The sequence below is a fragment of the Ferrovibrio sp. genome (assembly GCF_002796975.1).
GTDB lineage: Bacteria > Pseudomonadota > Alphaproteobacteria > Ferrovibrionales > Ferrovibrionaceae > Ferrovibrio.
The window spans coordinates 32,016-56,280 of sequence record NZ_PEKV01000004.1 but is presented as its reverse complement, the minus strand read 5'-3'; the positions used below and the strand labels follow the sequence as shown (position 1 = coordinate 56,280).

Annotated in this window: 23 protein-coding genes; 16 read left to right on the top strand and 7 right to left on the bottom strand. The window is 64.6% G+C overall.

Annotation, left to right across the window (positions count from 1 at the left end):
* Window positions 1-15: 15 nt before the first annotated feature.
* Entirely contained in the window at window positions 16-1,566 is a 1,551-nt protein-coding gene (locus CTR53_RS02895; RefSeq protein ID WP_290809293.1) for a tetratricopeptide repeat protein, read from the bottom strand.
* A 54-nt stretch (window positions 1,567-1,620) separates the two neighbouring features.
* A complete protein-coding gene (locus CTR53_RS02890; RefSeq protein ID WP_290809292.1) occupies window positions 1,621-3,306 on the bottom strand; it encodes an iron ABC transporter permease in 1,686 nt (561 codons plus the stop codon).
* 113 nt (window positions 3,307-3,419) lie between these two features.
* On the opposite strand from CTR53_RS02890, the gene CTR53_RS02885 reads away from it, so the two are divergent.
* The 4 genes from CTR53_RS02885 to CTR53_RS02870 all read left to right on the top strand — a co-directional run bounded on the left by CTR53_RS02885 (window position 3,420) and on the right by CTR53_RS02870 (window position 7,750).
* The gene (locus tag CTR53_RS02885; protein ID WP_367158935.1) at window positions 3,420-3,683 is read left to right on the top strand and encodes a hypothetical protein; all 264 of its coding nucleotides are present in this window, start codon (window positions 3,420-3,422) and stop codon (window positions 3,681-3,683) included.
* A 2-nt stretch (window positions 3,684-3,685) separates the two neighbouring features.
* Window positions 3,686-5,512: a tetratricopeptide repeat protein gene (locus tag CTR53_RS02880; protein ID WP_290809291.1), complete on the top strand. Its 1,827-nt coding sequence runs from the start codon at window positions 3,686-3,688 to the stop codon at window positions 5,510-5,512.
* Window positions 5,513-5,520: 8 nt separating this feature from the next.
* Complete coding sequence (locus CTR53_RS02875) at window positions 5,521-6,192, top strand: NnrU family protein (protein ID WP_290809290.1); 672 nt, start codon at window positions 5,521-5,523, stop codon at window positions 6,190-6,192.
* An 85-nt stretch (window positions 6,193-6,277) separates the two neighbouring features.
* Window positions 6,278-7,750 (top strand): PLP-dependent aminotransferase family protein, encoded by a 1,473-nt coding sequence (locus tag CTR53_RS02870; protein WP_290809289.1) that lies wholly within the window; start codon window positions 6,278-6,280, stop codon window positions 7,748-7,750.
* Here CTR53_RS02870 and CTR53_RS02865 read toward each other — a convergent pair.
* The gene (locus CTR53_RS02865) at window positions 7,723-8,391 is read right to left on the bottom strand and encodes a pyridoxamine 5'-phosphate oxidase family protein (protein WP_290809288.1); all 669 of its coding nucleotides are present in this window, start codon (window positions 8,389-8,391) and stop codon (window positions 7,723-7,725) included. The two genes, CTR53_RS02870 and CTR53_RS02865, sit on opposite strands and share 28 nt — an antisense overlap.
* Before the next feature lie 202 nt (window positions 8,392-8,593).
* Here CTR53_RS02865 and CTR53_RS02860 point away from each other — a divergent pair, with 202 nt between their 5' ends.
* From CTR53_RS02860 to CTR53_RS02825, 8 genes are all read left to right on the top strand, one after another.
* Window positions 8,594-9,232: a LysE family translocator gene (locus CTR53_RS02860; protein ID WP_290809287.1), complete on the top strand. Its 639-nt coding sequence runs from the start codon at window positions 8,594-8,596 to the stop codon at window positions 9,230-9,232.
* Between the two features lie 10 nt (window positions 9,233-9,242).
* Window positions 9,243-10,199, top strand: coding sequence for a succinylglutamate desuccinylase/aspartoacylase family protein (locus CTR53_RS02855; protein WP_290809286.1), 957 nt, complete (start codon window positions 9,243-9,245; stop codon window positions 10,197-10,199).
* A 293-nt stretch (window positions 10,200-10,492) separates the two neighbouring features.
* Entirely contained in the window at window positions 10,493-12,109 is a 1,617-nt protein-coding gene (locus CTR53_RS02850) for an ABC transporter substrate-binding protein (RefSeq protein WP_290809285.1), read from the top strand.
* A gap of 66 nt (window positions 12,110-12,175) precedes the next feature.
* Window positions 12,176-13,162 carry an ABC transporter permease gene (locus CTR53_RS02845; protein WP_290809284.1) on the top strand — a complete coding sequence of 329 codons (987 nt, stop codon included), beginning with the start codon at window positions 12,176-12,178 and terminating at the stop codon, window positions 13,160-13,162.
* A complete protein-coding gene (locus tag CTR53_RS02840; RefSeq protein ID WP_290809283.1) occupies window positions 13,162-14,085 on the top strand; it encodes an ABC transporter permease in 924 nt (307 codons plus the stop codon). The genes CTR53_RS02845 and CTR53_RS02840 overlap by 1 nt, the downstream gene beginning before the upstream one ends.
* Window positions 14,086-14,091: 6 nt before the next feature.
* Window positions 14,092-15,075, top strand: a complete 984-nt coding sequence (locus CTR53_RS02835) for an ABC transporter ATP-binding protein (RefSeq protein ID WP_290809282.1) — start codon at window positions 14,092-14,094, stop codon at window positions 15,073-15,075.
* Window positions 15,068-16,093, top strand: coding sequence for an ABC transporter ATP-binding protein (locus tag CTR53_RS02830; protein WP_290809281.1), 1,026 nt, complete (start codon window positions 15,068-15,070; stop codon window positions 16,091-16,093). The genes CTR53_RS02835 and CTR53_RS02830 overlap by 8 nt, the downstream gene beginning before the upstream one ends.
* 176 nt (window positions 16,094-16,269) lie before the next feature.
* Window positions 16,270-17,106, top strand: coding sequence for a universal stress protein (locus CTR53_RS02825; protein WP_290809280.1), 837 nt, complete (start codon window positions 16,270-16,272; stop codon window positions 17,104-17,106).
* Here CTR53_RS02825 and CTR53_RS02820 read toward each other — a convergent pair.
* Window positions 17,103-18,284: a GGDEF domain-containing protein gene (locus tag CTR53_RS02820; protein ID WP_290809279.1), complete on the bottom strand. Its 1,182-nt coding sequence runs from the start codon at window positions 18,282-18,284 to the stop codon at window positions 17,103-17,105. The genes CTR53_RS02825 and CTR53_RS02820 overlap by 4 nt on opposite strands.
* A 135-nt stretch (window positions 18,285-18,419) precedes the next feature.
* Between CTR53_RS02820 and CTR53_RS02815 the strand changes: the two genes are divergently transcribed.
* Window positions 18,420-18,962 (top strand): hydrolase, encoded by a 543-nt coding sequence (locus CTR53_RS02815; protein WP_290809278.1) that lies wholly within the window; start codon window positions 18,420-18,422, stop codon window positions 18,960-18,962.
* A gap of 24 nt (window positions 18,963-18,986) precedes the next feature.
* Window positions 18,987-19,685 carry an alpha/beta hydrolase gene (locus tag CTR53_RS02810; RefSeq protein WP_290809277.1) on the top strand — a complete coding sequence of 233 codons (699 nt, stop codon included), beginning with the start codon at window positions 18,987-18,989 and terminating at the stop codon, window positions 19,683-19,685.
* Here CTR53_RS02810 and CTR53_RS02805 read toward each other — a convergent pair.
* Both CTR53_RS02805 and parE read right to left on the bottom strand, forming a co-directional pair.
* Window positions 19,682-20,881, bottom strand: coding sequence for a GGDEF domain-containing protein (locus CTR53_RS02805; protein ID WP_290809276.1), 1,200 nt, complete (start codon window positions 20,879-20,881; stop codon window positions 19,682-19,684). The genes CTR53_RS02810 and CTR53_RS02805 overlap by 4 nt on opposite strands.
* Before the next feature lie 3 nt (window positions 20,882-20,884).
* Window positions 20,885-22,855: a DNA topoisomerase IV subunit B gene (gene parE / locus CTR53_RS02800; protein WP_290809275.1), complete on the bottom strand. Its 1,971-nt coding sequence runs from the start codon at window positions 22,853-22,855 to the stop codon at window positions 20,885-20,887.
* 104 nt (window positions 22,856-22,959) lie between these two features.
* Between parE and CTR53_RS02795 the strand changes: the two genes are divergently transcribed.
* On the top strand, window positions 22,960-23,388 hold the full coding sequence (locus tag CTR53_RS02795; RefSeq protein ID WP_290809274.1) for an acyl-CoA thioesterase: 429 nt from the start codon (window positions 22,960-22,962) through the stop codon (window positions 23,386-23,388).
* Between the two features lies 1 nt (window position 23,389).
* Window positions 23,390-23,851: a hypothetical protein gene (locus tag CTR53_RS02790; protein WP_290809273.1), complete on the top strand. Its 462-nt coding sequence runs from the start codon at window positions 23,390-23,392 to the stop codon at window positions 23,849-23,851.
* Window positions 23,852-23,860: 9 nt separating this feature from the next.
* Here CTR53_RS02790 and CTR53_RS02785 read toward each other — a convergent pair whose 3' ends face one another.
* Window positions 23,861-24,193 carry a DUF3817 domain-containing protein gene (locus CTR53_RS02785; protein WP_290809272.1) on the bottom strand — a complete coding sequence of 111 codons (333 nt, stop codon included), beginning with the start codon at window positions 24,191-24,193 and terminating at the stop codon, window positions 23,861-23,863.
* Window positions 24,194-24,265: the final 72 nt, after the last annotated feature.

Sequence of the window (24,265 nt, the reverse complement as noted above, 5' to 3'; positions counted from 1 at the left end):
GTGAGCCTGAGCGGATCAGGCGCGGCGGGCGAGCACCATGAAGCATGGCACCGGCTGCCCCATCTCTTCGCGGCCGTGCGTCTGATCGAAGCGCAGAAGGCTGAAGCCGGCCTGCTCCAGCGCCTGTTTCACGTAGGCCTCATCATGCTGGTAACGCCCGGTCGGGCCAAGGCGATAGCCCTCCGCGACATGCATGCCTTCCGGCATCGCCTCGACCGTGAAGCCGAACACGCCTTGCGGGGTCATCTTCGCTGCGAGCGCCGTGAAGCTCGGCGTCAGCGCGCCGAAATAGCAGAACACGTCGGCTGCCACCGAAACGTCGTAACGGTCGCTTGTCTTGGCGAGGAACACGCCCAGTTCGGTTTCGTGCAGGGAGTCGTAAATCTTGCGGGCGCGCGCCTTCTCCAGCATGCCACCGCTCAGATCGACGCCGACCAGCGACTTTGCCGTCGGACGCAGGAAGGGTGCGCAGAGTCCGGTGCCGCAGCCGGCATCCAGCACCGACAGGCCAGTGCGGCCCGGCATTTCATCCTTGATCGCGGTGCAGAGCAGTTCAGGCACGCGATAGCCGAGGCCACCCAACACAGTCTCGAAATCGGCGGCGAACCGGTCGAAGGTCTCGCGCACATAGGTATCGCCGGCGCGCTCCGGCACCTGGCCACCGAGCACGGCCGAGGCCATATGCTGCGCCACCGGGTCGTCCGGGAAAGCAGCTTTCCATTGCGCGGCATGCTCACGCGCCTTGGCTTCGTCGCCGCTGCGCATCAGGCCGTAGAGCATTTCGCCCATGTGATACTGGAAGATCGTGTTGTCGGGCAAAGCATTGAGGGCAAGCAGGGCAACCTGCACGCCTTCGGCAAAACGGCCGAGCTTGTACAGTGACATCGAGACGTTGCGCAGGGCGTCGGGCTGATGAGGGTCCAGCTTCAGCGCAGCGAAGCCGGCTTCCAGCGCCTCGAGATGTTTCTCCTGCGCCGCCAACATGCCGCTGAGGTTGACATATGCACCGGTATAGTTGGGCTGTAGCGCGATGGCGCGGCGATAGCTGGCTTCCGCTTCCTGCAGCTTGCCGCTTTCCCGCAGGGCGTTGCCCAGGCTGAAATGGCTCGGCGCGTAATTGGGGTCGAGAGTGATCGCCGCATTGTAAGCGGCAATCGCCATGGCGACATCGCCCAGCTGCTTCAGGGCCACGCCGTGATTGAAATGCAGCAGCGCATAGCCGGGATGGAACTTCAGGCCTTCGCGATAGGCCTGCGCCGCCTGGCTCGGACGACCGTGGCGCAGATAGGTATTGCCCAGATGCACATGGCCTTCAGGAGCCTGCGGCATGATGCCGACGGTACGCTTGAAAGCCTGGATAGCCGGCTTGAACTCGTTGCGCGAGGCATGAACCTGGCCAAGACGGAACCACGCTTCGGCATGCTTCGGCGTGCGCTTCAGCACATCCTGCAGCATCTGCTGGGCGGCATCGAGATTACCTTGATTGGCAATGGCCACTGCCGCTGCCACCGGGTCGGTACCAACCCCGGCCTGCTGCATAAGCATGTCACTGACTGGATTACTCATGATCTCGAACCCTGCAACTGTTGCGTGATCGGCGGATGTCGCCGGGAGGCCACCTCAGGCCGAATCGCCCGGACGAGATCGCGCCACCACCCTATGCAGCCAGATTACGGGAATCAGGCTCACCGCCACAATGATCAGGGAGCCGGTGGAAGCCTCGGCCAGACGCTCGTCACTGGCCAGTTGGTAAACCCGGACGGCCAAGGTGTCGAAATCGAACGGCCGCACGATCAGGGTGGCTGGCAGTTCTTTCAGAACGTCGACGAAAATCAGCAGGGCGGCGGTCAGCAGGCTGCCGCGCAGCAGCGGAGCATGAACACGGCGTACGACGCCCAGCGGCGTTTCGCCCAGCACGCGGGCGGCCTGATCAAGGCTTGGCCGTATGCGGTGCAGCCCGCCATCCACCGCGTTGAAGGCCACCGCCAGGAAGCGCACCAGATAGGCATAGAACAATGCCGCGACCGTGCCGCTCAGCAGCAGGCCGGAGGAAATGCCGAACAGCTTTTCCAGCCAGTGGTCGATCACATGATCGAACGCGGCGAGGGGCAGCAACACCCCGATGGCGATCACCGAACCCGGTACGGCATAGCCCATGGTCGCGAGACGGATCAGCCAGTTGGCGGCACGATTGCTGGTGATGCGATGCATGTAGGCGAGGCCGAGCGCTACCACGATCAGCAAAACTGCGGAAACGCTGGCGAGGATAAAACTGTTGGCCGTGAAACCGGCGAGCCGGCCAAAGCTGAAGCCGTCGCCTTCCTCCCACGCCAGATGCACCAGCCAGCCGCCCGGCAGCAGGAAGCCGAGCAGGATCGGCAACAGGCAGGCCAGAATCGCCAGCGTCGCCTGCAGCGGCGGCAGCGGGCGCAGCGGCAGCGGTCGCGTGCGTGCCGATGTATGGTGGAAGCGCTTGGCCTGCCGGCTGGCGCGCTCCAGCATGACCGCGGCAAGCACGAAGATCAGCAGTACGGCGGCCAGTTGCGCTGCGGCCGTCACGTCGCCCATGCCGAACCAGGTGCGATAGATCGCAGTGGTGAAGGTTGGGACGCCGAGCCAGCTGACGGCGCCGAAATCGGCCAGCGTTTCCATCAGCACCAGCGCCACGCCGCCGGCGATCATCGGCCGCGCCAGTGGCAGGGCGATGCGCCAGAAGCGCGTCCACGGTCCGAGGCCGAGCGTGCGGCCCACTTCCAGCACGCAGACCGACTGATCGAGGAAGGCGGCGCGCGTCAGCATGAAGACGTAAGGGTAGAAGCCGAAGATGAAGAGCGCGATGGCGCCCTGCAGCGACATGAAGTCGGGGAACCAGTAGTCGCCGCGCTGCCAGCCGAAGGTTTCGCGCAGTGTGGTTTGCACAGGTCCGGCAAACTGAAGCAGGTCGCTGTAGACGAAGGCGCTGACATAAGCTGGCATGGCAAGCGGCAGGAACAGCGCCCAGGACAGCAGGCGCCGGCCGGGGAATTCCGTCATCGTCACCAGCCAGGCGCAACCGGTGCCGATGGCCATCGCACCCAGCCCGACGCCGACCATCAGCAGCACCGTATTGCGCAGCATCTCGGGCAATACCGTCGAGACCAGATGCTGCCAGACATCGGGCGCCGGCCGGCCGAGGTTGACCAGGATGGCCAGGATCGGCGCAGCAATCACCAGGGCGACGAGCGCAGCGAACGCCAGCCAGGTCGCCGTCTGGCGGTTGCGCAGCAGCGGGGCGGTCACGGGGGATGGGGCGGCGGTGTCGGTCACCGCCCTGCTTTAAGCCATATGCGATCCGTTCGCAAATGTTGGGGCACTGGGCCGGGCTGGTGTTGCCGGCCGGGCGGCGCATCACATAGGATACAGCCGAGCAGGAGGGGGCGATGGCCGATAACAGCCGGTTCGTTCGCATGGCTCAGGGCAAGCCGTCGGATGCGCAATTGCGCTATCTGCGTCGAGGCCTGCGCCAGCCGGGTGGAAAACTGCCGCTGTTCGATGAGCACGGCCAGCAGATCAGCGCCCATACCATCGAATCCTGCATCAAGGCCGGTTGGGCCGAACCCTGGTTCGAGAATCCGATCAAGCCCGACTGGCTGGTCTGCAAGCTGACTCCCACGGGCCGCGCGCTGTTCGACATCAGGCATTGAGCATGTTTTTCGGTTTTTCCCGTCGCGCCCGCTTGCTGGCGCTGTCGGTTTCCGTTTTCGCCCTGCTGCTGACCGCTGACGCCGTCGCGCGGCCCAGCGACCGTTTCTCCACGCCGCAGGCGCCTCCTTCCGTGGCACCCGTCGACGATCTGCCCGCCCTGCTGCGGCGGGCCGAGGCAGGCAATGCCGAGGCCCAGTATCAGGTCGGCGTGATCCATCAGTTTTCGCTCGGCGTGCCGCGCGACGATGCGGCTGCCCGCGGCTGGTTTGCCAAGGCTGCGGCGCAGGATCATCCGCGTGCCCTCGGCAGCCTGGGCTATATGCTGATAGCCGGTGCCGGCGGTCCGCCCGATGCTGCAGGTGCCGAACGGGCGTTGCGGCGTGCCGGCGAACTGGGTGAAGCAACCGCCTGGGCCAATCTGGCCGAACTGATCCTGCAGAGCCGCCCGGCAGAGGCAAAAGAGGCCATGGCGTTGCTGGAGCGTGCCGTCGCTGCAGGTGCCGTCAATGCGCGCTACCGGCTCGGGCGCCTGCTGACCGAAGGCGAGGTCGTGCCGGCCGATCCGTCGCGTGGTCGGAAACTGCTGGAGAGCGCCGCCGAGGATGGCAACCCGTTTGCCGATGCCTATCTGGCGTATGTCGTCCTCGAGGCACGCGATGAGGCGCAGGCGGCACGTGGCTTTGCCTGGGCGCGCCGCGCCGCTGCGGCTGAGCTGGCGGCCGGGCTCAACGAACTTGGGCGCTATTATATGGCCGGTTTCGGCACGCCGCGCGATCCGAGCCGCGCTGCGACTGCTTTTGCCGCCGCGGCTGCGCAGGGCGAGCCGAGCGGCTGGTACAATCTCGCGCTGCTGCATAGCGGTCCGCAGTACGGCCTTCTCAACCTGGCGCAGGCGCGTCAGGACGCGATCCGCGCCGCCGATATGGGGCATATCCCTGCCGCTGCGCTTGCCGGGCAGATGCTGTTCAAGGCCGAGGGCGGTCCGCGCGACCGTGCCGGCGCACTGCCTTATCTGCGGCGCGCCGCCGAGGGCGGTATCGACAACGCGCAGAACCTGCTGGCCAGCATTCTGTTCAATGGCGAGGGCGTACCGGCGGACCAGACGGCGGCGATGGACTGGTGGGAAAAAGCCGCCGCGCAGGGGCATGGCGCCGCCGTGAACAATTTTGCCACTTATCTGGCCACCGGACGCGGTCGCCCGGCGGACCCGGCACGGGCGCAGAAGCTGATCGCGGCCCAGGCCGAGGCGGGTTATGCACCGTCGCAGTTCCGCTGGGGGCTGTGGCAGGAACTGGGCTGGCAGGGCACCAGGAAGGATCTGCCGGCGGCGATCGGCTGGTTCCGCCGCGCGGCCGAGAACGGTCATGCCTCGGGCGCTTTCAAATACGCCGCCTATCTGGAGGCCGGCGAGGGTATCGCGGCCGATCTGCCGGCTGCCCGGCACTGGTATGGCGTCGGGGCGGACGGCGGCAATGCGGACGCCCAGTTCCAGCTGGCCCGGATGCTGGAGGCCGGGGAGGGCGGTGCGGCCGATCCGGCCGCGGCGCGGCGCTGGCTCGAACGGGCGGCCCTGCAGGGGCATCCCGAGGCGCTGTTCGTGCTCGGCGACCTGACCTATCGCGGCGAGGCCAATATCAGCGGGGGCCGGCCGGCCGATCCCGTCCGGGGCTGGGCCTATCTGCGGCTGGCCGAGGAGTTCGGCATGACCGAGGCCGCCGGGAACCGTCGTTACATCGAAAGCCGGCTGCTGCCGTCAGAACTGGCCCGGGCGGCGGCGACGGCGCAGCAGCTCGCTGCGGGCATCCGCCGCGAGCGGGAGGATGAATGATGATGCCCTTGATTCTGGCCGCCCTAGCCTGGGTGCTGCTGCATGTCGTGGTGGCCGGTCCGCTGCGGCCGGGACTGGTCCGTCGGCTTGGCCTGCCGGCCTACCGGGGGTTGTTCTCGGTCCTGAGTGCCGTGGCGCTCGCCGCCCTGATCTGGACCTATGTCCGGGCGCCGTATGTCGAATTCTGGCCGGCCAGTTCGACCCTGGCCCTGGTCCCGCTGCTGGTCATGCCGGTGGCCGTGCTGCTGCTGGTCGGCAGCCTGCGTCCCAGCAACCCGACCATGGCCGGACCGGACATGGTCCTGAAAGGCGAGCTGCCGGTGCGGGGCTTCACCAAGATCACCCGCCATCCGATGCTCTGGGCGTTCAGCCTGTGGGCTGGGACTCACATGGTGGCCAACGGGGACGTGGCGCATTGGCTGCTGGCCGGCGCGATCCTGGTGACAGCCGTGAATGGCATGTTTTCCATCGATCGCAAGCGTGCAGCACAATTCGGCGAGCAGTGGCAAGTATTTAGACAGAAAACCTCAATCTGGCCGCTGCAGGCGGTTGTGCAGGGTAAAGTGCGGCTGAAGTGGTCGGATATCGGAATCGTCAATCTTGTAATATCCGCAGTTGTTTATGCAGTGTTCTTGTATGGACATGAGAAGCTTCTTGGGGTACCGGTATTTCATCCATGACCTCAGAAAGTTAAATTACAGATCATGAAAGCATAAATAATATCAATATATTATATTTCTTAAATAATCTGAATTGTGAGATCTGATGGCGCGGCGCGCGGCAGGACGGTTTATTGGCTGGTTCAGGCCCACCAGAGGACCCGGCGATGCCAGCCTGCAGGAGCAGTTATACGCCGCGATCCGCAAGGCGGTGCTGGCCGGGGAATGGTCGCCTGGCGAACGTCTGGCCTCCAGCCGAACACTGGCCACCGAACTGGGGCTCGGCCGCAACACCGTGATGGCCGCCCTCGAACGTCTGGTGGCGGAGGGTTACCTGGAAAGCCGGCGCGGCGCCGGGCTGTTCGTCGCCGCCGACCTGCCCCCGGAAGGCATCGGCGACACGGTCGCCAGACCGGCCGAACCGGTCCTCTCCCGCCGCTCCGACCGGTTCGGCCGGATACACGCGGAAGGCGAGTCTTTCCCCGGCCAGTTTCCGGCGAAGCCCTTCGCGACCGGGCCGCTGGCACTGGATGAATTCCCGCTCGACCTGTGGCGGCGGCTGACCGCCCAGACCCTGCGCGGCCGGGACAGCCTGCGTCTGCTGGCCAACGGGCCGGCGCAGGGACTGCAAGACCTGCGGCAGAATTTGTCAGGTTACCTGACAAATTCCCGCGGCGTCGCCTGCACGCCGGAGACCATCGTCATCGTCTCCGGCGCCCAGCAGGCGCTCGATCTGATCGGCCGGCTGCTGCTCGATCCGGGTGATGCCGTGGCGGTGGAAGACCCCGGCTATGTCGGCCTGCGCGAGGCGCTGGCCGGGGTGGGGGCCAAGCTGCATCCGGTCCCGGTCGATGCCCAGGGCTTCGACCCGGCCGCCTTGGCCCGGCTGCAGCCGACGCCCAAGCTGGTGATGCTGACCCCCTCGCACCAGTTCCCGCTCGGCATGACACTTCCTCTGGCGCGACGGCTGGCCCTGCTGGCGGAAGCGCGCGCCCGCCGCCTTTGGATCGTCGAGGACGATTACGACTGCGAGTTCCGCTATGGCGGTCCGCCGTTGCAGGCCCTGCAGGGGCTGGATGGCGGCGAACGCGTGCTCTATGTTGGCACCTTCAGCAAGGTGCTGTTCCCCGGCCTGCGGCTTGGCTATGTCGTTTTGCCCCCGGCGCTGGTGGAGGGTTTCCTGCGGCTGAAGGCGACGGCGGACGGTTTCGCACCGCCGGCCTCGCAGGCGGTGCTGGCGCGCTTCATCGCCGAAGGCCATCTCGCCCAGCATGTGCGGCGCATGCGGGTGCTGTACCGCAAGCGCCGTGCCGCCCTGCTGGATAGTCTACAACGCCACGCCGCCGACCTGTTCGAGATCGGCGCCACCGAGGCCGGCCTGCACCTGGCGGTGGGCTTCCGCGATGGCCGCGATGACCGTGCCGCCGCTGACGCTGTTCGGGCGGCGGGCCTGAGCGCGATGCCGCTGTCGCGCTATGCCATCGCCCGGCCGGTCAGCGGGCTCGTATTGGGCTTTGCCGCTTTCCCGGAAGACGAGCTGGAGGCCGCGGTTCAGCGGCTGGTCAAAGCCCTGAGGTAGTCCGGGAAGGCCACGCTGGCGGCCAGCTGCGGATCGGGCACCGGGGCCGCGAAACCCTGCGCGAAAGGCAGCACACCGGCCCAGGCCGGAACCGCCATATCCTCCGCGTCGTCCTTCGGCGGACCGCTGCGGATCTTGGCCGAGGCCTCGGTCAGCGGCAGGCGCAGCACCATGGTACCCTTCATCTCCTGCCGGTTCGGCGCGCGGATATCCGCCCAGCGGCCGGGTGCGACGCGTTCGGTGAAAGCTTCCAGCGCCGCCATCTTGTGGTCGTCGGGGATCTTCTCGAACACCCCCATCGCCACCACCGAGCGATAATTCATCGAATGATGGAAAGCCGAGCGCGCCAGCACGAGACCATCCAGCAGCGTGACCGCGACGCTGGCCGGGATGCCGGCAGCCAGTGCTATGGCCATGCGGCTTCTGGTCGAGCCATGGATGTAGAGGTAGTCGCCCTCGCGCCAGTAGGCGGTCGGGATCACCAATGGCTGGCCGTCCTGCACGAAGGCGACGTGGCAGACATAGCCGGCATCGAGGATCGCATGCAGCGTGGCGGCATCGTAATGGCCGCGGTCGCCAACACGCACGACGCGGCTGCGCCGGCTGGGGGCAGGGGTCGGTTTGGGGGTAACCTGGTTCATCTGGAACTCCTTGTCTGCCAATGGGATAGCTTCCATCAGGCCCTAGGATAAGCGCCAGATTTCGTAATAGTGATGGAGCCAGAATGACTGGGGCAGTGTTTGCGCCTCCGGCAGCGGTATGCTACAGGCCAGCACTGCATAATTGTCCGCCGGAACCAGAGCCCGGACGGGCGGCGTTTTTCATCTCTCGGAGTTCGATGCGGTGTGGGACAACCTGCTGATGCTGGGCAAGGGCATTGTGGCAGGGTTCATCATCGCTGCGCCGGTCGGTCCGGTAGGGGTGCTTTGCGTGCAGCGGACGCTGCACCAGGGCCGCATCGCCGGCCTGATGTCTGGCCTTGGCGCCGCCATCGCGGACGCGGCCTATGGCTGCGTCGCCGCTTTCGGCCTCAGCCTGGTTTCGAACTGGCTGCAGGCGCATGAAGCGACATTCCGTCTCTGCGGCGGTCTGTTTCTGCTGTTCATGGCCTGGCGTATGCTGCGCGCCGCGCTGCATCCCGAACCTGCCGTCTCCGCCGCGCGCACCTATAACGAGCGGCCGATCGCCTGCTTCGCGTCCACCTTCATTCTTACCGCCACCAATCCGATCACCATCGTTGCCTTTCTCGGCATTTTCGCCTTTTTCGGCATCGGCGCTTTCGGGCTCTCGAACGCGATGGCCCTGTGGCTGGTGCTTGGCGTTTTCGCCGGCTCGTCGGTCTGGTGGCTGTCGCTGGCCGGTCTGGCCGGGGCCTTCCGCGAACGGCTTGGCAATGGCGGCCTGAAATGGATCAATGGGACTTCCGGTTTGCTGATGCTCAGCTTCGGTTTGTATGGCATTGGCAGTTTTTTACTGAGGTAAAGACAGCAGCATGACGAGTCAGCATCTGGAACTGCCCCCGATCGAAGTGATGCCGAAGGATCTGTCGGCCTATCGCGCCGGCAATCGCGGCGTCGATTACGTACATACCTTCGACTCAGGCCGACCGGGCCCGCATGTGGTCGTGAATGGCCTGACGCATGGCAACGAATTCTGCGGCATGGTGGCGGTCACCCATCTGTTCGAGCAGGGCATTCGCCCGCTGCGCGGCAAGCTGACCCTGGCATTTGCGAATGTGGATGCCTATCACAACTTCGATCCGGCCAGGCCGTTCGAGTCCCGCTATGTCGAACGCGACTTCAACCGCGTCTGGGATGTCGACACACTGGAAGGGCCGGATGCCACCGTGGATGTGAAGCGCGCCCGTGCGCTGAGGCATATCTATGCCGAGGCCGACGGCCTGCTCGATCTGCATTCCACCTCCTATGCCGTGCCGTCGATGCTGATCTACGAGCCGCATGCCAAGCTCGATCCGCTGGTGCGCCACCTGCACGCACCGCTGCATCACGTCATCCTGCCGGGCGTGAAGCATTCCGGCCGGCCGCTGATCCAGTACGGCGCTTTCGGCAATCCTGACGCGAGTCCGCTCGCAGTGGTGGTGGAGTGTGGCCAGCATTTTGCGCGCAGCAGCGGCGAGATCGCCATTGCCGTCGCCATGCGCTTCCTCGACTTCTATGGGCTGATCCCGGCCGATCTTGCGGCGCAATACAAAGCCGAAGCCGGTGCGCCGAAGCGCTATGAAGTGACTGACGCAATGGTCGCCAGGACCGATCATTTCCGCTTTGCCGGCGATTTCATCGGCTTTGAAGAGCTGCCCGCCGGTACCTTGATCGCCACCGATGACGGCGAGGAACTGCGTGCACCCGACGGAGGCTGCACGCTGGTGATGCCGGCTCGCCGGATCGTGAAGGGCAGGGACGCTGTGCTGCTGGCCAGGAGACTCTCCTAGGCCGCTATCATAAGCACACCCGCATTTACCATGTCGTGCGGTGGCCGGAATGTGAACCATTCCGGCGCAGATTGGTCCATTTCCGCACCGCGTTAATCCCGCTTGCAGATGCCTTAAGGGCAGGCACGGGGCCGGTTTTTTGGCTCTGGCGTTTCTACAGTAGCTGTAGACGTATATACGTCCTGCCGCCTATGATCCGCCCAGCGCTGCAGGCACCGCGGGGGCGGGCCTGTCAGCATACGGCCTGAAAAATACAGGTCGATGTCATTCGTTGGGAGAAGGAATAGGGGACGATGCAAAGCAAGTTCTTCAAGGCGTCGCTGGTTGCAGCGGTTGCCACGGTCGCTCTGCTCGGCGCGCAGCCGAGTTCGGCCAAGACGTTCAAGTGGGGCAATGACGGCGACGTCAGTTCGATGGATCCGTACGCCCGCAATGAGACGTTCCTGCTCACCTTCATGGCCAACGTCTACGAGCCGATCGTGCGCCGCGATCGCAACCTGAAGCTCGAGCCGTCGCTGGCGACGAAGTGGGAAAACAAGAGCCCGACCCTGTGGCGCTTCGAACTGCGCCAGGGCGTGAAGTTCGCCGGTGGCGAGGCCTTTACTGCCGACGACGTGGTGTTCTCCTACAATCGCGCGATGGGCAAGGGCTCGAACCTCGGCGGCAACTTCACTTCGGTGAAGGAAGTGCGCAAGGTCAGCGACTTCGTCGTCGAGATCGACACCAAGTATCCGGATCCGCTGCTGGCCGACAAGCTGGCGCTGATCGGTATCATGTCGAAGGCCTGGGCCGAGAAGAACAACGCCCAGTTTGCTGCCGACATGACGAAGAACGAAGAGAACTTCGCTACCCGTAACTCGAACGGCACCGGTCCCTTCGTCGTGAAGACCCGCGAGCCGGACGTGCGTACGGTTCTCGAGCCGAACAAGGGCTGGTGGGACAAACCGGAACATAACCTCACCGAGGTGATCTTCCAGCGCATCGCCAACGACGCCACCCGCGTCGCCGCCCTGCTGTCGGGTGAGATCGACATGATCTACACCGTGCCGCCGCAGGACGTGGAGCGTATCCGCAAGACCGCCGGTCGCCGCATCATCGAAGGCCCGGAAACCCGCATCGTCTTCCTCGGCTTCAACCAGCAGCTCAACGAGCTGCCGGATTCGAACGTCAAGGGCAAGAACCCCTTCAAGGACAAGAAGGTCCGCGAAGCGTTCTATCGCGCCATCGATATCGAGGCGATCAAGCGCACTGTCATGCGTGGCCAGTCGCGCCCCAGCGCCCTGATGGTGGGCCAGGGCCTGAACGGTTACGACAAGGAACTCGACGTGCGTCCGAAGTACGATCCGGCGCTGTCGAAGAAGCTGCTGGCCGATGCCGGTTATCCGAACGGCTTCGAAGTCGGCATGGACTGCCCGAACGATCGCTACGTCAACGACGAAGCGATCTGCCAGGCGTCGGTTGCCATGCTGGCGAAGGTCGGCATCAAGGTGAACCTGCTGGCCCAGACCCGTTCGAAGTATTTCGCGAAGATCCTGCGCACCGCGTCGGATATCGAGAAGTCGCCGAATACCAGCTTCTACATGCTGGGCTGGTCGCCGGCCGCGACCTACGACGTTCATAACGTCTTCGAGTCGCTGATCCAGACCCCGAGTGCGAAGACCAAGAAGGGCCTGTTCAACGCGGGTGGCTATTCGAACGCGAAGGTCGACGAACTGTCTGACAAGATGGAGCAGGAGACCGACAAGACGAAGCGCGACGCGATGATCAAGGAGGCCACCAAGGCTTACCTCGACGACTTCGGCTACATCCCGCTGCATCAGCAGTTCGTGGTGTGGGCCGCGAAGGACAATGTCGATCTCGTGCAGCCGGCGGACAACTACTTCCCGCTGCGCTTCGTCAAGATCAAGTAAGTCTGTTCTCTCATAACGGACGGCCCGGGCTTCCGCCCGGGCCGCGCCGTTAGGGATACTGCCCCAATGATTGCTTTTATTGTACGCCGCCTCGTGCAGGCCGCGCTGGTGATGCTGGCGGTTGCCTTCGTCTCCTTCGCGATGTTCAATTTCGTTGGCGACCCGGTGGCCAACATCGTCGGTCAGGACACGCCGGCCGACCAGATCGTCGAGCTCCGCAAGAGCCTGGGCATCGACGATCCCATGCCGGTGCGCTTCGGCCGCTTCGTGGTCAATGCCGTGCAGGGCAAGTTCGGTCTGAGCTACCGGACCACCGAGCCGGTCGGCCGTATGATCGCCGATCGTCTGCCTGCCACGCTGGAACTCAGTCTGGTCGCCGCCATCTTCGCGCTCGTCGCCGGCATCCCGATGGGTGTGTTCGCCGGCCTGTATCCGAACAGCTGGCTGTCGCGCACCATGATGACGGTGTCGCTGATCGGCGTTTCGCTGCCCACTTTCCTGATCGGCATCCTGCTGATCTACATCTTCGCGGTGATCCTCGGCTGGTTACCGTCGTTCGGTCGCGGCGATACGATCAAACTCGGATTCTGGTCGACCGGCCTGCTCACCGTCAGCGGCCTGAAAGCGATCATCCTGCCTTCGATCACGCTCGGCCTGTTCCAGCTCACGCTGATCATGCGGCTGGTGCGATCCGAGATGCTGGAGGTGCTGCGCACCGACTACATCAAGTTCGCCCGCGCCCGCGGCCTGTCCAATCGCGCCGTCCATTTCGGCCATGCGCTGAAGAACACGCTGGTGCCGGTGATCACCATTACCGGTCTGCAGCTGGGCGCCATCATCGCCTTCGCCATCATCACCGAGACCGTGTTCTCCTGGCCCGGCGTCGGCCTGCTGTTCCTGCAGTCGGTCGTCTATGCCGACATTCCGGTGATGTCCACCTATCTCGTCATGATCGGTTTTGTGTTCGTGGTGATCAATCTTATCGTCGACATGCTGTATTTCGTGGTCGATCCGCGCCTGCGCGCGCAGGGCCGTACATCGGGGAGCAAGTGATGAGCCTGCTTGCCGAATACTGGCGCCGCGCGCGCGACAGCGACATCTGGTACAGCTTTACCCGCAACAAGCTGGTGATGGTGTCAGCCGCGATCACCGCGATCTTCTTCATTTCGGCTTATGGCGCGCCGCTGCTGGCGCCGCATAACCCGTTCGATCTTGCCTCGCTCGATCTGTCCGACGGCTTCAAGCCGCCGGTCTGGGAAGAGGGTGGCGAGGCGAAATTCCTGTTCGGCACCGACGACCAGGGCCGCGATATTCTTTCGACCATCATGTATGGCTCGCGCACCTCGCTCAGCGTCGGCTTCCTCGCCGTGATTTTTGCGATGACGCTGGGCATCGCGCTCGGCCTGATCGCCGGCTACATGGGCGGCGCGATCGATGCCTTCATTATGCGTGTGGCAGACGTTCAGCTGTCCTTCCCTGCAATTCTGATCGCAATGCTGGTCGATGGCGTCACCCGCGGCCTGCTCGGCGCCGACAAGCACAGTCAGGCCGCGATCACCGTGCTGATCGTCTCCATCGGCCTCAGCTACTGGGTACAGTATGCCCGCACCGTGCGCGGTCAGGTGCTGGTGGAAAAGAACAAGGAATATGTGCAGGCGGCCCGCGTGATCGGCCTGCCCGGGCCGCTGATCGCGCTGCGCCATGTGCTGCCCAATGTGCTTGGCCCGGTGCTGGTGATCGCCACCATCAACCTGGCGCTTGCGGTGATCACCGAAGCTACGCTGAGTTTCCTCGGCGTCGGCCTGCCGCCGACCCAGCCGTCGCTCGGTACCCTGATCAATACCGGCCAGCAGTTCCTCCTGTCGGGCGAATGGTGGATCACCATCTTCCCCGGCGCGGCGCTTGCCATTCTCGTCCTGTCGGTCAATCTGCTGGGGGACTGGCTGCGCGATGCTCTCAATCCGAAGCTCCGGTAATTTGTGATGACCAGCCCGAAGCTGCTTGAAGTGAAGAATCTGCGGGTCGAGTTTCCGACCCGGCGCGGCACTCTTGTCGCGGTCGATGACGTATCGCTCGAAATCGCTGCCGGCGAAGTGCTCGGCGTGGTGGGCGAGTCCGGCGCCGGCAAGTCGATGACCGGTGCGGCGATCATCGGCCTGCTTGAACCGCCCGGGCGCATTGCGTCCGGCGAGATCCGTCTCGAAGGCCGTCGCATCGACAATCTGCCGTATCATGAGATGCGCCGCATTCGTGGTCGCCAGATCGGTGCGATCTTCCAGGATCCGCTGACCAGCCTGAACCCGCTTTACAAGGTGGGCGACCAGCTGATCGAAACGATCCAGACGCATCTGCCGCTGACCCATGCGCAGGCGCGCGACCGTGCGGTGAAACTGCTTGAGGATGTCGGCATCCCCTCGGCAGCCGAACGCATCACCCACTATCCGCATCAGTTCTCGGGCGGCATGCGCCAGCGCGTCGTGATCGCGCTTGCGCTGGCTGCCGAGCCGAAGCTGATCATCGCCGACGAGCCGACCACGGCACTCGATGTGTCGATCCAGGCGCAGATCATCCAGTTGCTCAGGCGGCTGTGTCGCGAACACGGCACCGCGGTGATGCTGGTGACGCACGACATGGGCGTGATCGCCGAAACCGCCGACCGCGTCGCCGTGATGTATGCCGGCCGTATCGCCGAGATCGGCCCGGTGCAGGATGTGATCAAGCGCCCGCATCATCCCTATACCGTCGGCCTGATGGGCGCGATCCCGGCGATGGGCCACAAGGCCGAGCGCCTGACCCAGATCGACGGCTCGATGCCGCGCCTGAATGCCATCCCGAAGGGCTGTGCTTTCAATCCGCGCTGTCCGAAGGTGTTCGACCGCTGCCGCGTCGAGCGGCCCGACCCGATGCCGGCCGGCAACAGCAACGCCGCCTGCTGGCTGGTCGCGAAGGAGCCGGCACATGTCTAAGACTCCGATGCTCTCTGTGACCAACCTGAAGCGGGTCTTCGACGTGTCGGCGCCCTGGCTGAACCGCATGCTGGAAGGCAAGGGCCGCAGCATCGTGCGCGCCGTCGACGGCGTGAATTTCTCGATCGACAAGGGTGAGACTTTCAGCCTGGTCGGCGAGTCCGGCTGCGGCAAGTCGACCGTGGCACGCCTGATCGTCGGCCTGTATGAGCCGAGCGACGGCTCGATCAATTTCGAGGGCGTCGAGATCGGCCAGGCCGCGACGCGTGCGAAGCATCCCGAGATCCAGGGTCGTATGCAGATGATCTTCCAGGATCCGTATGCCTCGCTCAACCCGCGCTGGCGCGTCGGCGATATCGTCGCCGAGCCGCTACGCTTCCGCCGCCTGCTCAAGAGCCGCGCCGAGATTCAGACGCGTGTCGGCGAATTGCTGGCCCAGGTCGGCCTGTCGCCGCTGGATGCGCGCAAGTATCCGCATGAATTCTCCGGCGGTCAGCGCCAGCGCATCTCGATCGCCCGCGCGCTTGCCGGCGAGCCGGAATTCCTGGTCTGCGACGAGCCGACTTCCGCATTGGATGTGTCGGTGCAGGCGCAGATCCTGAATCTGATGAAGGAACTGCAGCGCAAGCTGAACCTCACGTATCTTTTCATCAGCCACAATCTTGCCGTCGTCTATCACGTCTCGGACAAGGTCGGCGTGATGTATCTCGGTCGCCTGGTCGAATGGGCCGACACCCAGACGCTGTTCGAACGGCCGCTGCATCCCTATACACGCATGCTGCTGGATGCGATCCCCGACCTCGACATGACCGGCCGGGCGCGTACGCCGGTGGCCGGCGAGGTGCCGAGCCCGCTCAATCCGCCGCCGGGCTGCAGCTTCCATCCGCGCTGCCCGCTGGCCAACGAGCGCTGCAGGCGCGAAGTGCCCAAGGCGCTGCCGGTCGAGGGCGGCGCCGTGGCCTGCCATGCGGTCGAGGAAAACCGCCTGCCGCCGTGGAAGACCCAGGCTGCTGCCTAAAGCCTGATTCGCCGCATAACCGGGATGTAAACCGGGGGCATGCGACGGCATGCCACCTTGCCTCGGCGCGTCCGGCTGCCTAAAGTCATAGTCAGTAGATCATCTGCACTTCCGATAAAGACGGGTCGATGCTGCCGGGGGATAAGCGGCACGGCCATAACCAAGGAGGCCGCGCGATGAGTTACCGCGATATCGTGGTCCATCTTACGCTTGATCCGCGCAATGCTGCGCGCACGCAGATCGCCATCGGCATGGCGCGCCGTTTCGGCGCGCGCATCAGCGGGCTCTATACGGTGCCGCCGCCGAACGTGCCCTACTATATGGGCGAGTATATTCCCACCGAACTGATCCAGAAACAGATGGACGAGGCGCAGAAAGCCTCGGTCGGCGCCAAGGAGGATTTCCTCTCCACCTGCGCCAGTGCCGGCATCGAGCATCGCTGGCTCAGCAGCGACCTCGCGCCGGTGGAAGCCCTGCGCCTGGCGGCGCGCTGCAGCGACATCGCCATCGTCGGCCAGCCCGATCCCAATCCGAGCGATCCGGCCTCGATCCCCTATGGTACGGATGTGCTGCCGCATGAACTGGCTTTGCAGGCCGGCCGGCCGATCCTGGCGGTGCCCTATGCCGGCAGCGCAGCGGACCTCGGTCGCCGCATCCTGGTGGCCTGGAATGGCAAACGCGAAGCAGCGCGCGCGCTGCATGACGCCATGCCGCTGCTGCGCGGTGCCGAGGTGGTGCACCTGATCACGCTCGGTCCGGAGCGCAAGGGGCGTGCGGCGCTGGCGGAAATCGCCGACCATCTGCAGCGCCACGGCCTGCGTCTGGAAAGTGCGGTGATCGCCGCCAACGGCACCAAGGTGGGGCAGGCGCTGCTGAACGAGGCCAAATCACGCGGCTGCGACATGATGGTGATGGGCGCCTTCGGCCATTCGCGCCTGCGCGAGATGGTATTCGGCGGCGTGACCGAAACCGTGCTGGGCAACATGACGCTGCCCGTTCTGCTGAGCAACTAGCCCGGCAGGCCAGTCGCTGCCGGCTGCGCCTCACCGACGATCACGCGGTTGCGTCCGGCGCGCTTGGCGGCATACATGGCACGGTCGGCCTGGTTGACCAGCTCGTCCCAGTTGCCGCCATGCTCGCCGAGGCTGGCGACGCCGATGCTCACTTTCATCGACAGGCGATGTCCGCCGGCCTCGACCGCCAGATTGGCGACCGACTGGCGGATGCGTTCGGCCAGCTGCGCCGCGCCACCGACCGCCGTGCTGGGCAGCAGGGCGCAGAATTCCTCGCCGCCGAGCCGGCCGAATACATCCTCGCGGCGCAGGCAGCGCCGCACGGCGCCGGCGAACTGACGCAAGGCGGTATCGCCAGCGGCATGGCCATACTGGTCGTTGACCAGCTTGAAATGGTCGATATCGAGCAGCAGCAGGCTGAGCGGCAGATCATGGCGCCGGCTGCGCGCCAGTTCGTCCTCCGCCACTTCCTCCATGGCGCGGCGGGTCAGCGCCTCGGTCAGCACGTCGCGGCGGGCGGATTCCTTCAACCGTGTCGCGATCGTCTGGTTGACCAGCAGGACCACGCCGAACACCACCATGATCGACAGCAGCATCGGAATCAGAAACAGCCAGCCGAAGAAGGGAACCTGCGCCAGGGGTTTCTCGACCGGCGGCAGGCTGAACACCGTTGTAGCGAGCACCAGGTAGTAGATGGCCTGCGCGCCCAGCGCCGTACTGGTGAAAAATTGTGAAAATCGCGTGCCGGGCTCCACCTCGCGCAGCAGGCTGTAGATGCGCAGGCCGGCCATCAGCGCGAAGACGCCGAGCAGGAAGATAATGCGACCGCGCGAATTTTCGGTGCCGACAAAATAAGCCGCGCCAACAGCGGTGATGGTGAGGATGACGAGGCCGAGACGATAGCCCGGGCGGCGGCCGAAGAAGGCGTCGATGCCCCACCAGGTGATGGCCAGGCCGGCAACGATCGCGACATTGCTGACAACAAGCGTCGCCGAAGGGAGGGAGCGGCTGAGCAGGAAGGAGCCCATGACGCCAACCGCCACCAGCAGCGCGCCGCCAGCCCAGAAGCCGATGCCACGCATGTCACGATGGATCAGCCAGAGAGCGGTGAGGATGCCGCCCTGTAGACACACCACCAGAACGGTGACAAATGCGACGGTGGGTGTATCGAGAGTCATGGCTACAGTGAAAGCGGACGAATGGGCAATCTTGCACTGTCGGCTCGCTAAAAAGCAATGTCGCACGGCCGGCGCGGTGGCATTTGTCCGGGCAAGGCCCTATTTTTCTCCGGCTTGCAAGGAATTCCGCGCCGCATGCTGCTGTCCGCCGACCAGACCCTGCTGATTGCCATCGATATCCAGGAGCGCCTGCTGCCGGCGATCCACGACGGCGCACGCGTGCAGCGCAATGCCGAAATCCTGCTGCAGGCGGCGAATATTTTGCGGATTCCCGCCCTGCTGACTGAGCAATATCCCAGGGGACTGGGGCGGACCGTGCCGCAGATCCGCGCGGCGGCTGGCGACAGCCCGATGCTGGAGAAGATGCATTTCTCCGCCTGGGGCGATGACGCCATTCGCGCGCATATCGAAGGTGTGCAGCGACCGGCGGTCGTAATTCTGGGTGTCGAGGCACATGTCTGCGTTCTGCAGACTGCGCTCGACATGGCCGCCAGCGGCCGTCGTGTGGCGGTGATCGCCGATGCGGTCTCCTCCCGTCATCCCGACAGCGCAAGGGTGGCGTGCGACCGCATGGCAGCAGCAGGTATTGCCCTCGCCACCACCGAGATGTGCATTTTCGAATGGCTGGGCACGGCATCGCATCCCGCCTTCAAGACCTTGTCGGCTTTGATCAAGTAGCCGCGATGCTGAAAGGACTATTTCATGCGTGAGCCGCTGGTGCTGATTCCCGGCCTGCTTCTGACCGACGATTTCTGGCGCGAGCAGATCGCGCGTCTTTCTGAAGTAGCACAGTGCATTGTACCTACGAGCCACTTCCGCATGGACAGTTTCACCGACATGGCGCGCCTGATTCTGGACGAGGCGCCGGAGCGGTTTGCGCTTTGCGGCCTCTCCATGGGTGGCTATGTCGCACAGGAGATCATGCGGCAGGCGCCGCAGCGGGTGACGCGTATCTGCCTGATGGACACCTCCAGCCGGGCCGATACGCCGGAGCAGACCGAACGCCGCCGGGCGCTGATCAACCTCGGCAAAATTGGCAATTTCAAGGGCGTGACACCGCGTCTGCTGCCGCTGCTGCTGCATCCGGACAATCAGGCGAACAAACCGATTGTCGACCGGCTGATGAAGATGGCGGCCGAGATCGGCAGCGACGGCTTCACCAACCAGCAGACCGCCATCATCAACCGGCCGGACGGCCGCCCCGACCTGAAGAACTACAAGGTGCCGGCGCTGGTGCTGTGCGGCCGGCAGGATGCGCTGACGCCGCTGGAACTGCATGACGAGATGGCGTCGCTGATTCCCAACGCTGTGCAGGTGGTGCTGGAGCATTGCGGCCATCTGCCGCCGATGGAGCAGCCTGACGAGACGGCCGCGGCATTACGAACGTGGCTCGCTGCCTAGGCTGAGCGCTCGAGCAACGCGTCGCTGAGCGGCGCGATTCCGATGCGGTTGCCGCCATCGGTCTTGGCGCGATAGAGCGCCATCTGGGCGCGCTGCACCATTTCAACCCAGTCGTCGCTGTGCAGGCCGAAGGCGGCAATGCCGAAACTGGCAGTCAGCGATAGATTCCCGCCATCCGCTTCGATGGCAGTGGCGGCGATTTCCTGCCGCAGCCGTTCAGCCATCTGCTGTGCGCCCGCCATCCGCGTGCTGGGCAGCAGCAGCGCAAAGCCAGAATGATCCAGCCGGGCGATGAAATCCTCCTGCCGCAAGCTGGCAGTGGCCAGCGCCGCGATACGCCGCAGCACCATATCGCCGGTATCGTAGCCATGTGTGCTGTTCACGGCATCGAAATGGTCGAGTTCCATTACCACCACCGAGAGGCCATAGGCATGACGCTTGGCCCGGGCGACTTCCTTGCGGCCCAGATCGTCGAGCAGGCCGCGGTTGATCAGGCCGGTGAGGGGATCGGTTTGCGCGCCGGCCTGCAGGCGCTGTTGCAGGCGCTGGTTCAGCATCAGGATGCAGGCGGCAGCCGCCAGCAGTGAGGCGATGGTCGGCAGCACGAAGATGCCGGCCCCCAGCGGCCCGCCGCCGAAATCGCTGGGCTGTAGCGCACCGGTTGCGGCTGCCACAGCGCGCAGCAGGTTGAGCATGCCCAGCGCGCCGAACAGCATGCCGATGAAAGCCTGGGTCTGCACGAGGCCGATCTCGATCCGGTACAGCATGGTCCAGGTGATCAGGCCGCAGAGCAAAGCGATTGTGCCGGCCGTAAGAGTGACGCGGACAACGATATCCGGTTGCGCCAGCAGGAACCATGAAAACGCGGCGACATAGGCAAGAAGACCGATGCCGGCCGGATGGTAGGGCACCGGACGGAAGCGGGAGCGCAGAAAACCGCACCACATCAGCAGATAGCTGACGACGAGGATGATGTTGCCGAACAGCGCTACATAGGGCTCTTCCTGCGGCACGCGCATCATCAGCACCGAAACGCCGGTGGCGAACAGCACATTGGCCAGCGCCCAGGTCGCCGGGCCTTCCTCGCGCGGATGTACGATGCTGACCCAGATCCCGACGAGGACGTTGATGCCGAGCAGTGCGAGCGTCACCAGGGCGATAACCGGCAGGTCGTCGGCCCTGATGACGTCCGGCATGGGCTAGACGTCGATATCGGTGGCGAAGGCGGCGCGTTCCTGGATGAACTGGAAGCGCAGTTCCGGCTTGCGGCCCATCAGGCGTTCGACCAGGTCGTCCGCCTCGCGGGCTTCTTCCACCGGCACCTGCACGCGCAGCAGGACGCGGTTCTGCCGGTTCATGGTGGTTTCCTTCAGCTGGCCCGGCGGCATTTCGCCCAGGCCCTTGAAGCGGCTGATCTCTACCTTGCGCGTGCCGAAATGCTGCTTGATCAGCTTGTCCTTGTCGGCATCGTCCATCGCGTAGAAGGTTTTGCCGCCAGCGGAGAGGCGATAGAGCGGGGGCTGCGCCAGATAGAGATGGCCATGCTCGATCAGCTTCGGCATCTCGCGGAAGAAGAAGGTCATCAGCAGCGAGGCGATATGCGCGCCGTCGACATCGGCATCGGTCATGATGATGACCTTGTCGTAACGCAGGTCTTCCTCGCGATACTTGCCGCCGGTGCCGCAGCCCAGCGCCTGCATCAGGTCGGCCAGTTCCTGGTTGGCGGCCAGCTTGCCCGAGCCCGCTGATGCCACGTTCAAGATTTTACCACGGAGAGGCAGCACGGCCTGGGTGCGGCGGTCGCGCGCCTGTTTGGCCGAACCGCCGGCCGAGTCACCCTCGACGATGAAGATTTCCGAACCGTTCGCAGCCTCGTCGGAGCAATCCGCCAGCTTGCCCGGAAGGCGCAGTTTGCGGGTCGCCGACTTGCGGTTGACTTCCTTTTCGGCGCGGCGGCGCAGCCGGTCTTCGGCGCGCTCGATCAGGCGGGTCAGCAGTGCGTTGGCGTGCTGCGGCGCGCCGGCCAGCCAATGGTCGAAATGGTCCTTGATCGCCGTCTCGACCAGCTTCGTGGCTTCCACAGTGACCAGCTTGTCCTTGGTCTGGCCCTGGAACTGCGGATCCTTGATGAACAGCGACAGCATGGCAGCGCCGGCGCCGAGGATATCGTCGGCGGTGATCTGCGCGGCCTTCTTGTTGTTGGCCAGTTCGGCATAGTCCTTCAGGCCACGCAGCAGGGCCGAGCGGAAGCCGGCCTCATGGGTGCCGCCTTCCGGCGTCGTCACCGTGTTCGTATAGGATTGTAACCAACCCTCATCGATATCCGCCGGCCAGGCAATCGCCCATTCCACCTTGCCGCGACCGCCGGCCAGATCGGCGCGGCCCGCGAACGGCGTGGGCGTCACGGTCTGCTGGCCTTCCAGCTGTTCGCTCAGATAGTCCTGCAGGCCGCCGGGGAAGTGCAGCACCGCTTCCTGCGGCGTGCTTTCCTCGCTGCCTTTCAGCAGTTCGGGTGCGCAGCTCCAGACGATCTTCACGCCCGGATAGAGATAGGCCTTTGAACGCGCCATCTTGAACAGTCGCGAGGGGCGGAAATGCGCGCCCTTGCCGAAAATCTGTTCATCGGGATGGAAGATCACGGCTGTGCCGCGACGGTTCGGCGCAGCGCCGACCTTGACCAGTTTGCCCTGCGGCGTACCGCGCGAATACTCCTGCTTCCACAATTCCCTGTCGCGAGCGACCTCTACAGTGAGGCGGTCGGACAGCGCATTCACCACCGAGATGCCGACGCCATGCAGGCCGCCTGCTGTGGAATAGGCCTTGTCGGAGAATTTGCCGCCGGAATGCAGCGTGGTGAGGATGACTTCCAGCGCCGACTTGTCCTTGAACTTGGGATGCCTGTCGATCGGGATGCCGCGGCCGTTGTCATTGACCCGCAGAGACCCATCGGCCAGCAGCTCGACCTCGATACGGTCGGCATGGCCGGCGACGGCTTCATCCATCGAGTTGTCGAGGACTTCGGCAAAGAGGTGGTGCAGGGCGCGCTCGTCGGTGCCGCCGATATACATGCCGGGGCGGCGCCGCACCGGCTCCAGACCTTCGAGAACCTCGATGTCCTTGGCGGTGTAATCGCTGCCGCCCTTGCTTCCCTGCTGGAACAAGTCGTTCATACTATTCACGGATTCAAGATTAAGGGGTGACTCGTATTTGCGCCGCAGTATAGTAGGCCCTCGACCGGAAACAACCAACATCTGGTAGGAATATAGAGGTTCTCATGGGCAAGGATTCGACAGGCGAATCGGCCGCGAAGGCCGCCGATGCTGTGGCAGAACGCGGTGAGCCGCTGATCCGCTCGGCTCCCATGCCGGCCGACATGAACGGCAACGGCGACATCTTCGGCGGCTGGGTGCTGAGCCAGATGGATATCGCCGGCGGTATCGTGGCGGCCCGGCGCGCCCAGGGCCGCGTCGTCACCGTGGCGGTGGATGCCATGACCTTCCACCAGCCGATCAAGGTGGGCGACATCGTGTCGATCTATGGCCGGGTGCTACGTGTGGGCCGCACGTCGATGGCGGTGAAGATGGAAACCATCGTCGCACGCCGGCTCGATCCGACCGAGATCAAGGTGACGGAGGGCGTCTATACTTATGTCGCCATCGACGAGAACGGCAAATCGCGTCCGGTGCCGCAGGAGGGGAAGTGACGTGACCAATGGCGGTACGCGACATTATGCTGCCGACGAGATCGTTGCGCCGGCACTGATCGCCCTGAAGGCCTGGTATGACGAGGCTCGCGGCAGCAAAAGCATGGCTGCCTTCGATACCCTGCCGCCACCGCACGAATTGCCGGGACCGGCCGACCTGGCCCTCATCGAAGTCGCGGGCGATGGCCGCTACGCCTATCTCGCGATGGGCGAGCAGTACCGCCGCACGGCGGCGCTCAAGCCCGATGCCGATGGCGTGACGCGCGAGACGCGGCCGGTGGTGCGCCAGCATCTCGATCTGGCATTCGAGCAGCGTGACGCCTTCCATGTCAGCATCACGCGCTGGGACGGGCCGAAGATCCTGCAATACGACCGGCTGATCCTGCCGCTGACCGATGCCGAGGGTTCAGTGAGCCATCTGCTGGTCGGCGAGGTTTTTCTGCGGGTGGCGAAGCCGGGGTGAAGGGCGTGCCTAGCTGAGGCCATTCAGCGCGGCGGCCTTCCGGTTCAGGAAGGCGACATTGAAGAAAGTGCCGAAGGGAATAAAGGCGAGGATGAGGAGCCGCGCCAGCTCTCCGGTGCTCCAGCCGAGCTGGCCGCGTGTGCTGAAGATCAGCCAGACATAGGCGACGAAGGCGATGCCGTGGATCGGGCCCAGGATCGCCGAGATCGTCGGAATGCCACCAAAGTGCTTCAGCGGTGCGGTGATACAGACCAGTGTCACCAGCGTGCAGCCCTCGATCAGGGCGGCAAGGCGAAGTTGTCGCAAAGACTGCTGGGCGGAGGCATTTTCGGACATATTCATTCGCTTTCGCTGACGGAAGCGATGTTTTACACGCGGAACGGCGCGCTTTCCTGCGGTCGGTTGACGCGGCGC

Coding starts and splice junctions, on each gene's coding strand:
- CTR53_RS02885 (WP_367158935.1), top strand. CDS start 3,420: ATGGCCGATAACAGCCGGTTCGTTCGCATGGCTCAGGGCAAGCCGTCG.
- CTR53_RS02895 (WP_290809293.1), bottom strand. CDS start 1,566: ATGAGTAATCCAGTCAGTGACATGCTTATGCAGCAGGCCGGGGTTGGT.
- CTR53_RS02835 (WP_290809282.1), top strand. CDS start 14,092: ATGACCAGCCCGAAGCTGCTTGAAGTGAAGAATCTGCGGGTCGAGTTT.
- CTR53_RS02825 (WP_290809280.1), top strand. CDS start 16,270: ATGAGTTACCGCGATATCGTGGTCCATCTTACGCTTGATCCGCGCAAT.
- CTR53_RS02865 (WP_290809288.1), bottom strand. CDS start 8,391: ATGAACCAGGTTACCCCCAAACCGACCCCTGCCCCCAGCCGGCGCAGC.
- CTR53_RS02840 (WP_290809283.1), top strand. CDS start 13,162: ATGAGCCTGCTTGCCGAATACTGGCGCCGCGCGCGCGACAGCGACATC.
- CTR53_RS02850 (WP_290809285.1), top strand. CDS start 10,493: ATGCAAAGCAAGTTCTTCAAGGCGTCGCTGGTTGCAGCGGTTGCCACG.
- CTR53_RS02805 (WP_290809276.1), bottom strand. CDS start 20,881: ATGCCGGACGTCATCAGGGCCGACGACCTGCCGGTTATCGCCCTGGTG.
- CTR53_RS02810 (WP_290809277.1), top strand. CDS start 18,987: ATGCGTGAGCCGCTGGTGCTGATTCCCGGCCTGCTTCTGACCGACGAT.
- parE (WP_290809275.1), bottom strand. CDS start 22,855: ATGAACGACTTGTTCCAGCAGGGAAGCAAGGGCGGCAGCGATTACACC.
- CTR53_RS02870 (WP_290809289.1), top strand. CDS start 6,278: ATGGCGCGGCGCGCGGCAGGACGGTTTATTGGCTGGTTCAGGCCCACC.
- CTR53_RS02820 (WP_290809279.1), bottom strand. CDS start 18,284: ATGACTCTCGATACACCCACCGTCGCATTTGTCACCGTTCTGGTGGTG.
- CTR53_RS02845 (WP_290809284.1), top strand. CDS start 12,176: ATGATTGCTTTTATTGTACGCCGCCTCGTGCAGGCCGCGCTGGTGATG.
- CTR53_RS02785 (WP_290809272.1), bottom strand. CDS start 24,193: ATGAATATGTCCGAAAATGCCTCCGCCCAGCAGTCTTTGCGACAACTT.
- CTR53_RS02880 (WP_290809291.1), top strand. CDS start 3,686: ATGTTTTTCGGTTTTTCCCGTCGCGCCCGCTTGCTGGCGCTGTCGGTT.
- CTR53_RS02815 (WP_290809278.1), top strand. CDS start 18,420: ATGCTGCTGTCCGCCGACCAGACCCTGCTGATTGCCATCGATATCCAG.
- CTR53_RS02855 (WP_290809286.1), top strand. CDS start 9,243: ATGACGAGTCAGCATCTGGAACTGCCCCCGATCGAAGTGATGCCGAAG.
- CTR53_RS02830 (WP_290809281.1), top strand. CDS start 15,068: ATGTCTAAGACTCCGATGCTCTCTGTGACCAACCTGAAGCGGGTCTTC.
- CTR53_RS02795 (WP_290809274.1), top strand. CDS start 22,960: ATGGGCAAGGATTCGACAGGCGAATCGGCCGCGAAGGCCGCCGATGCT.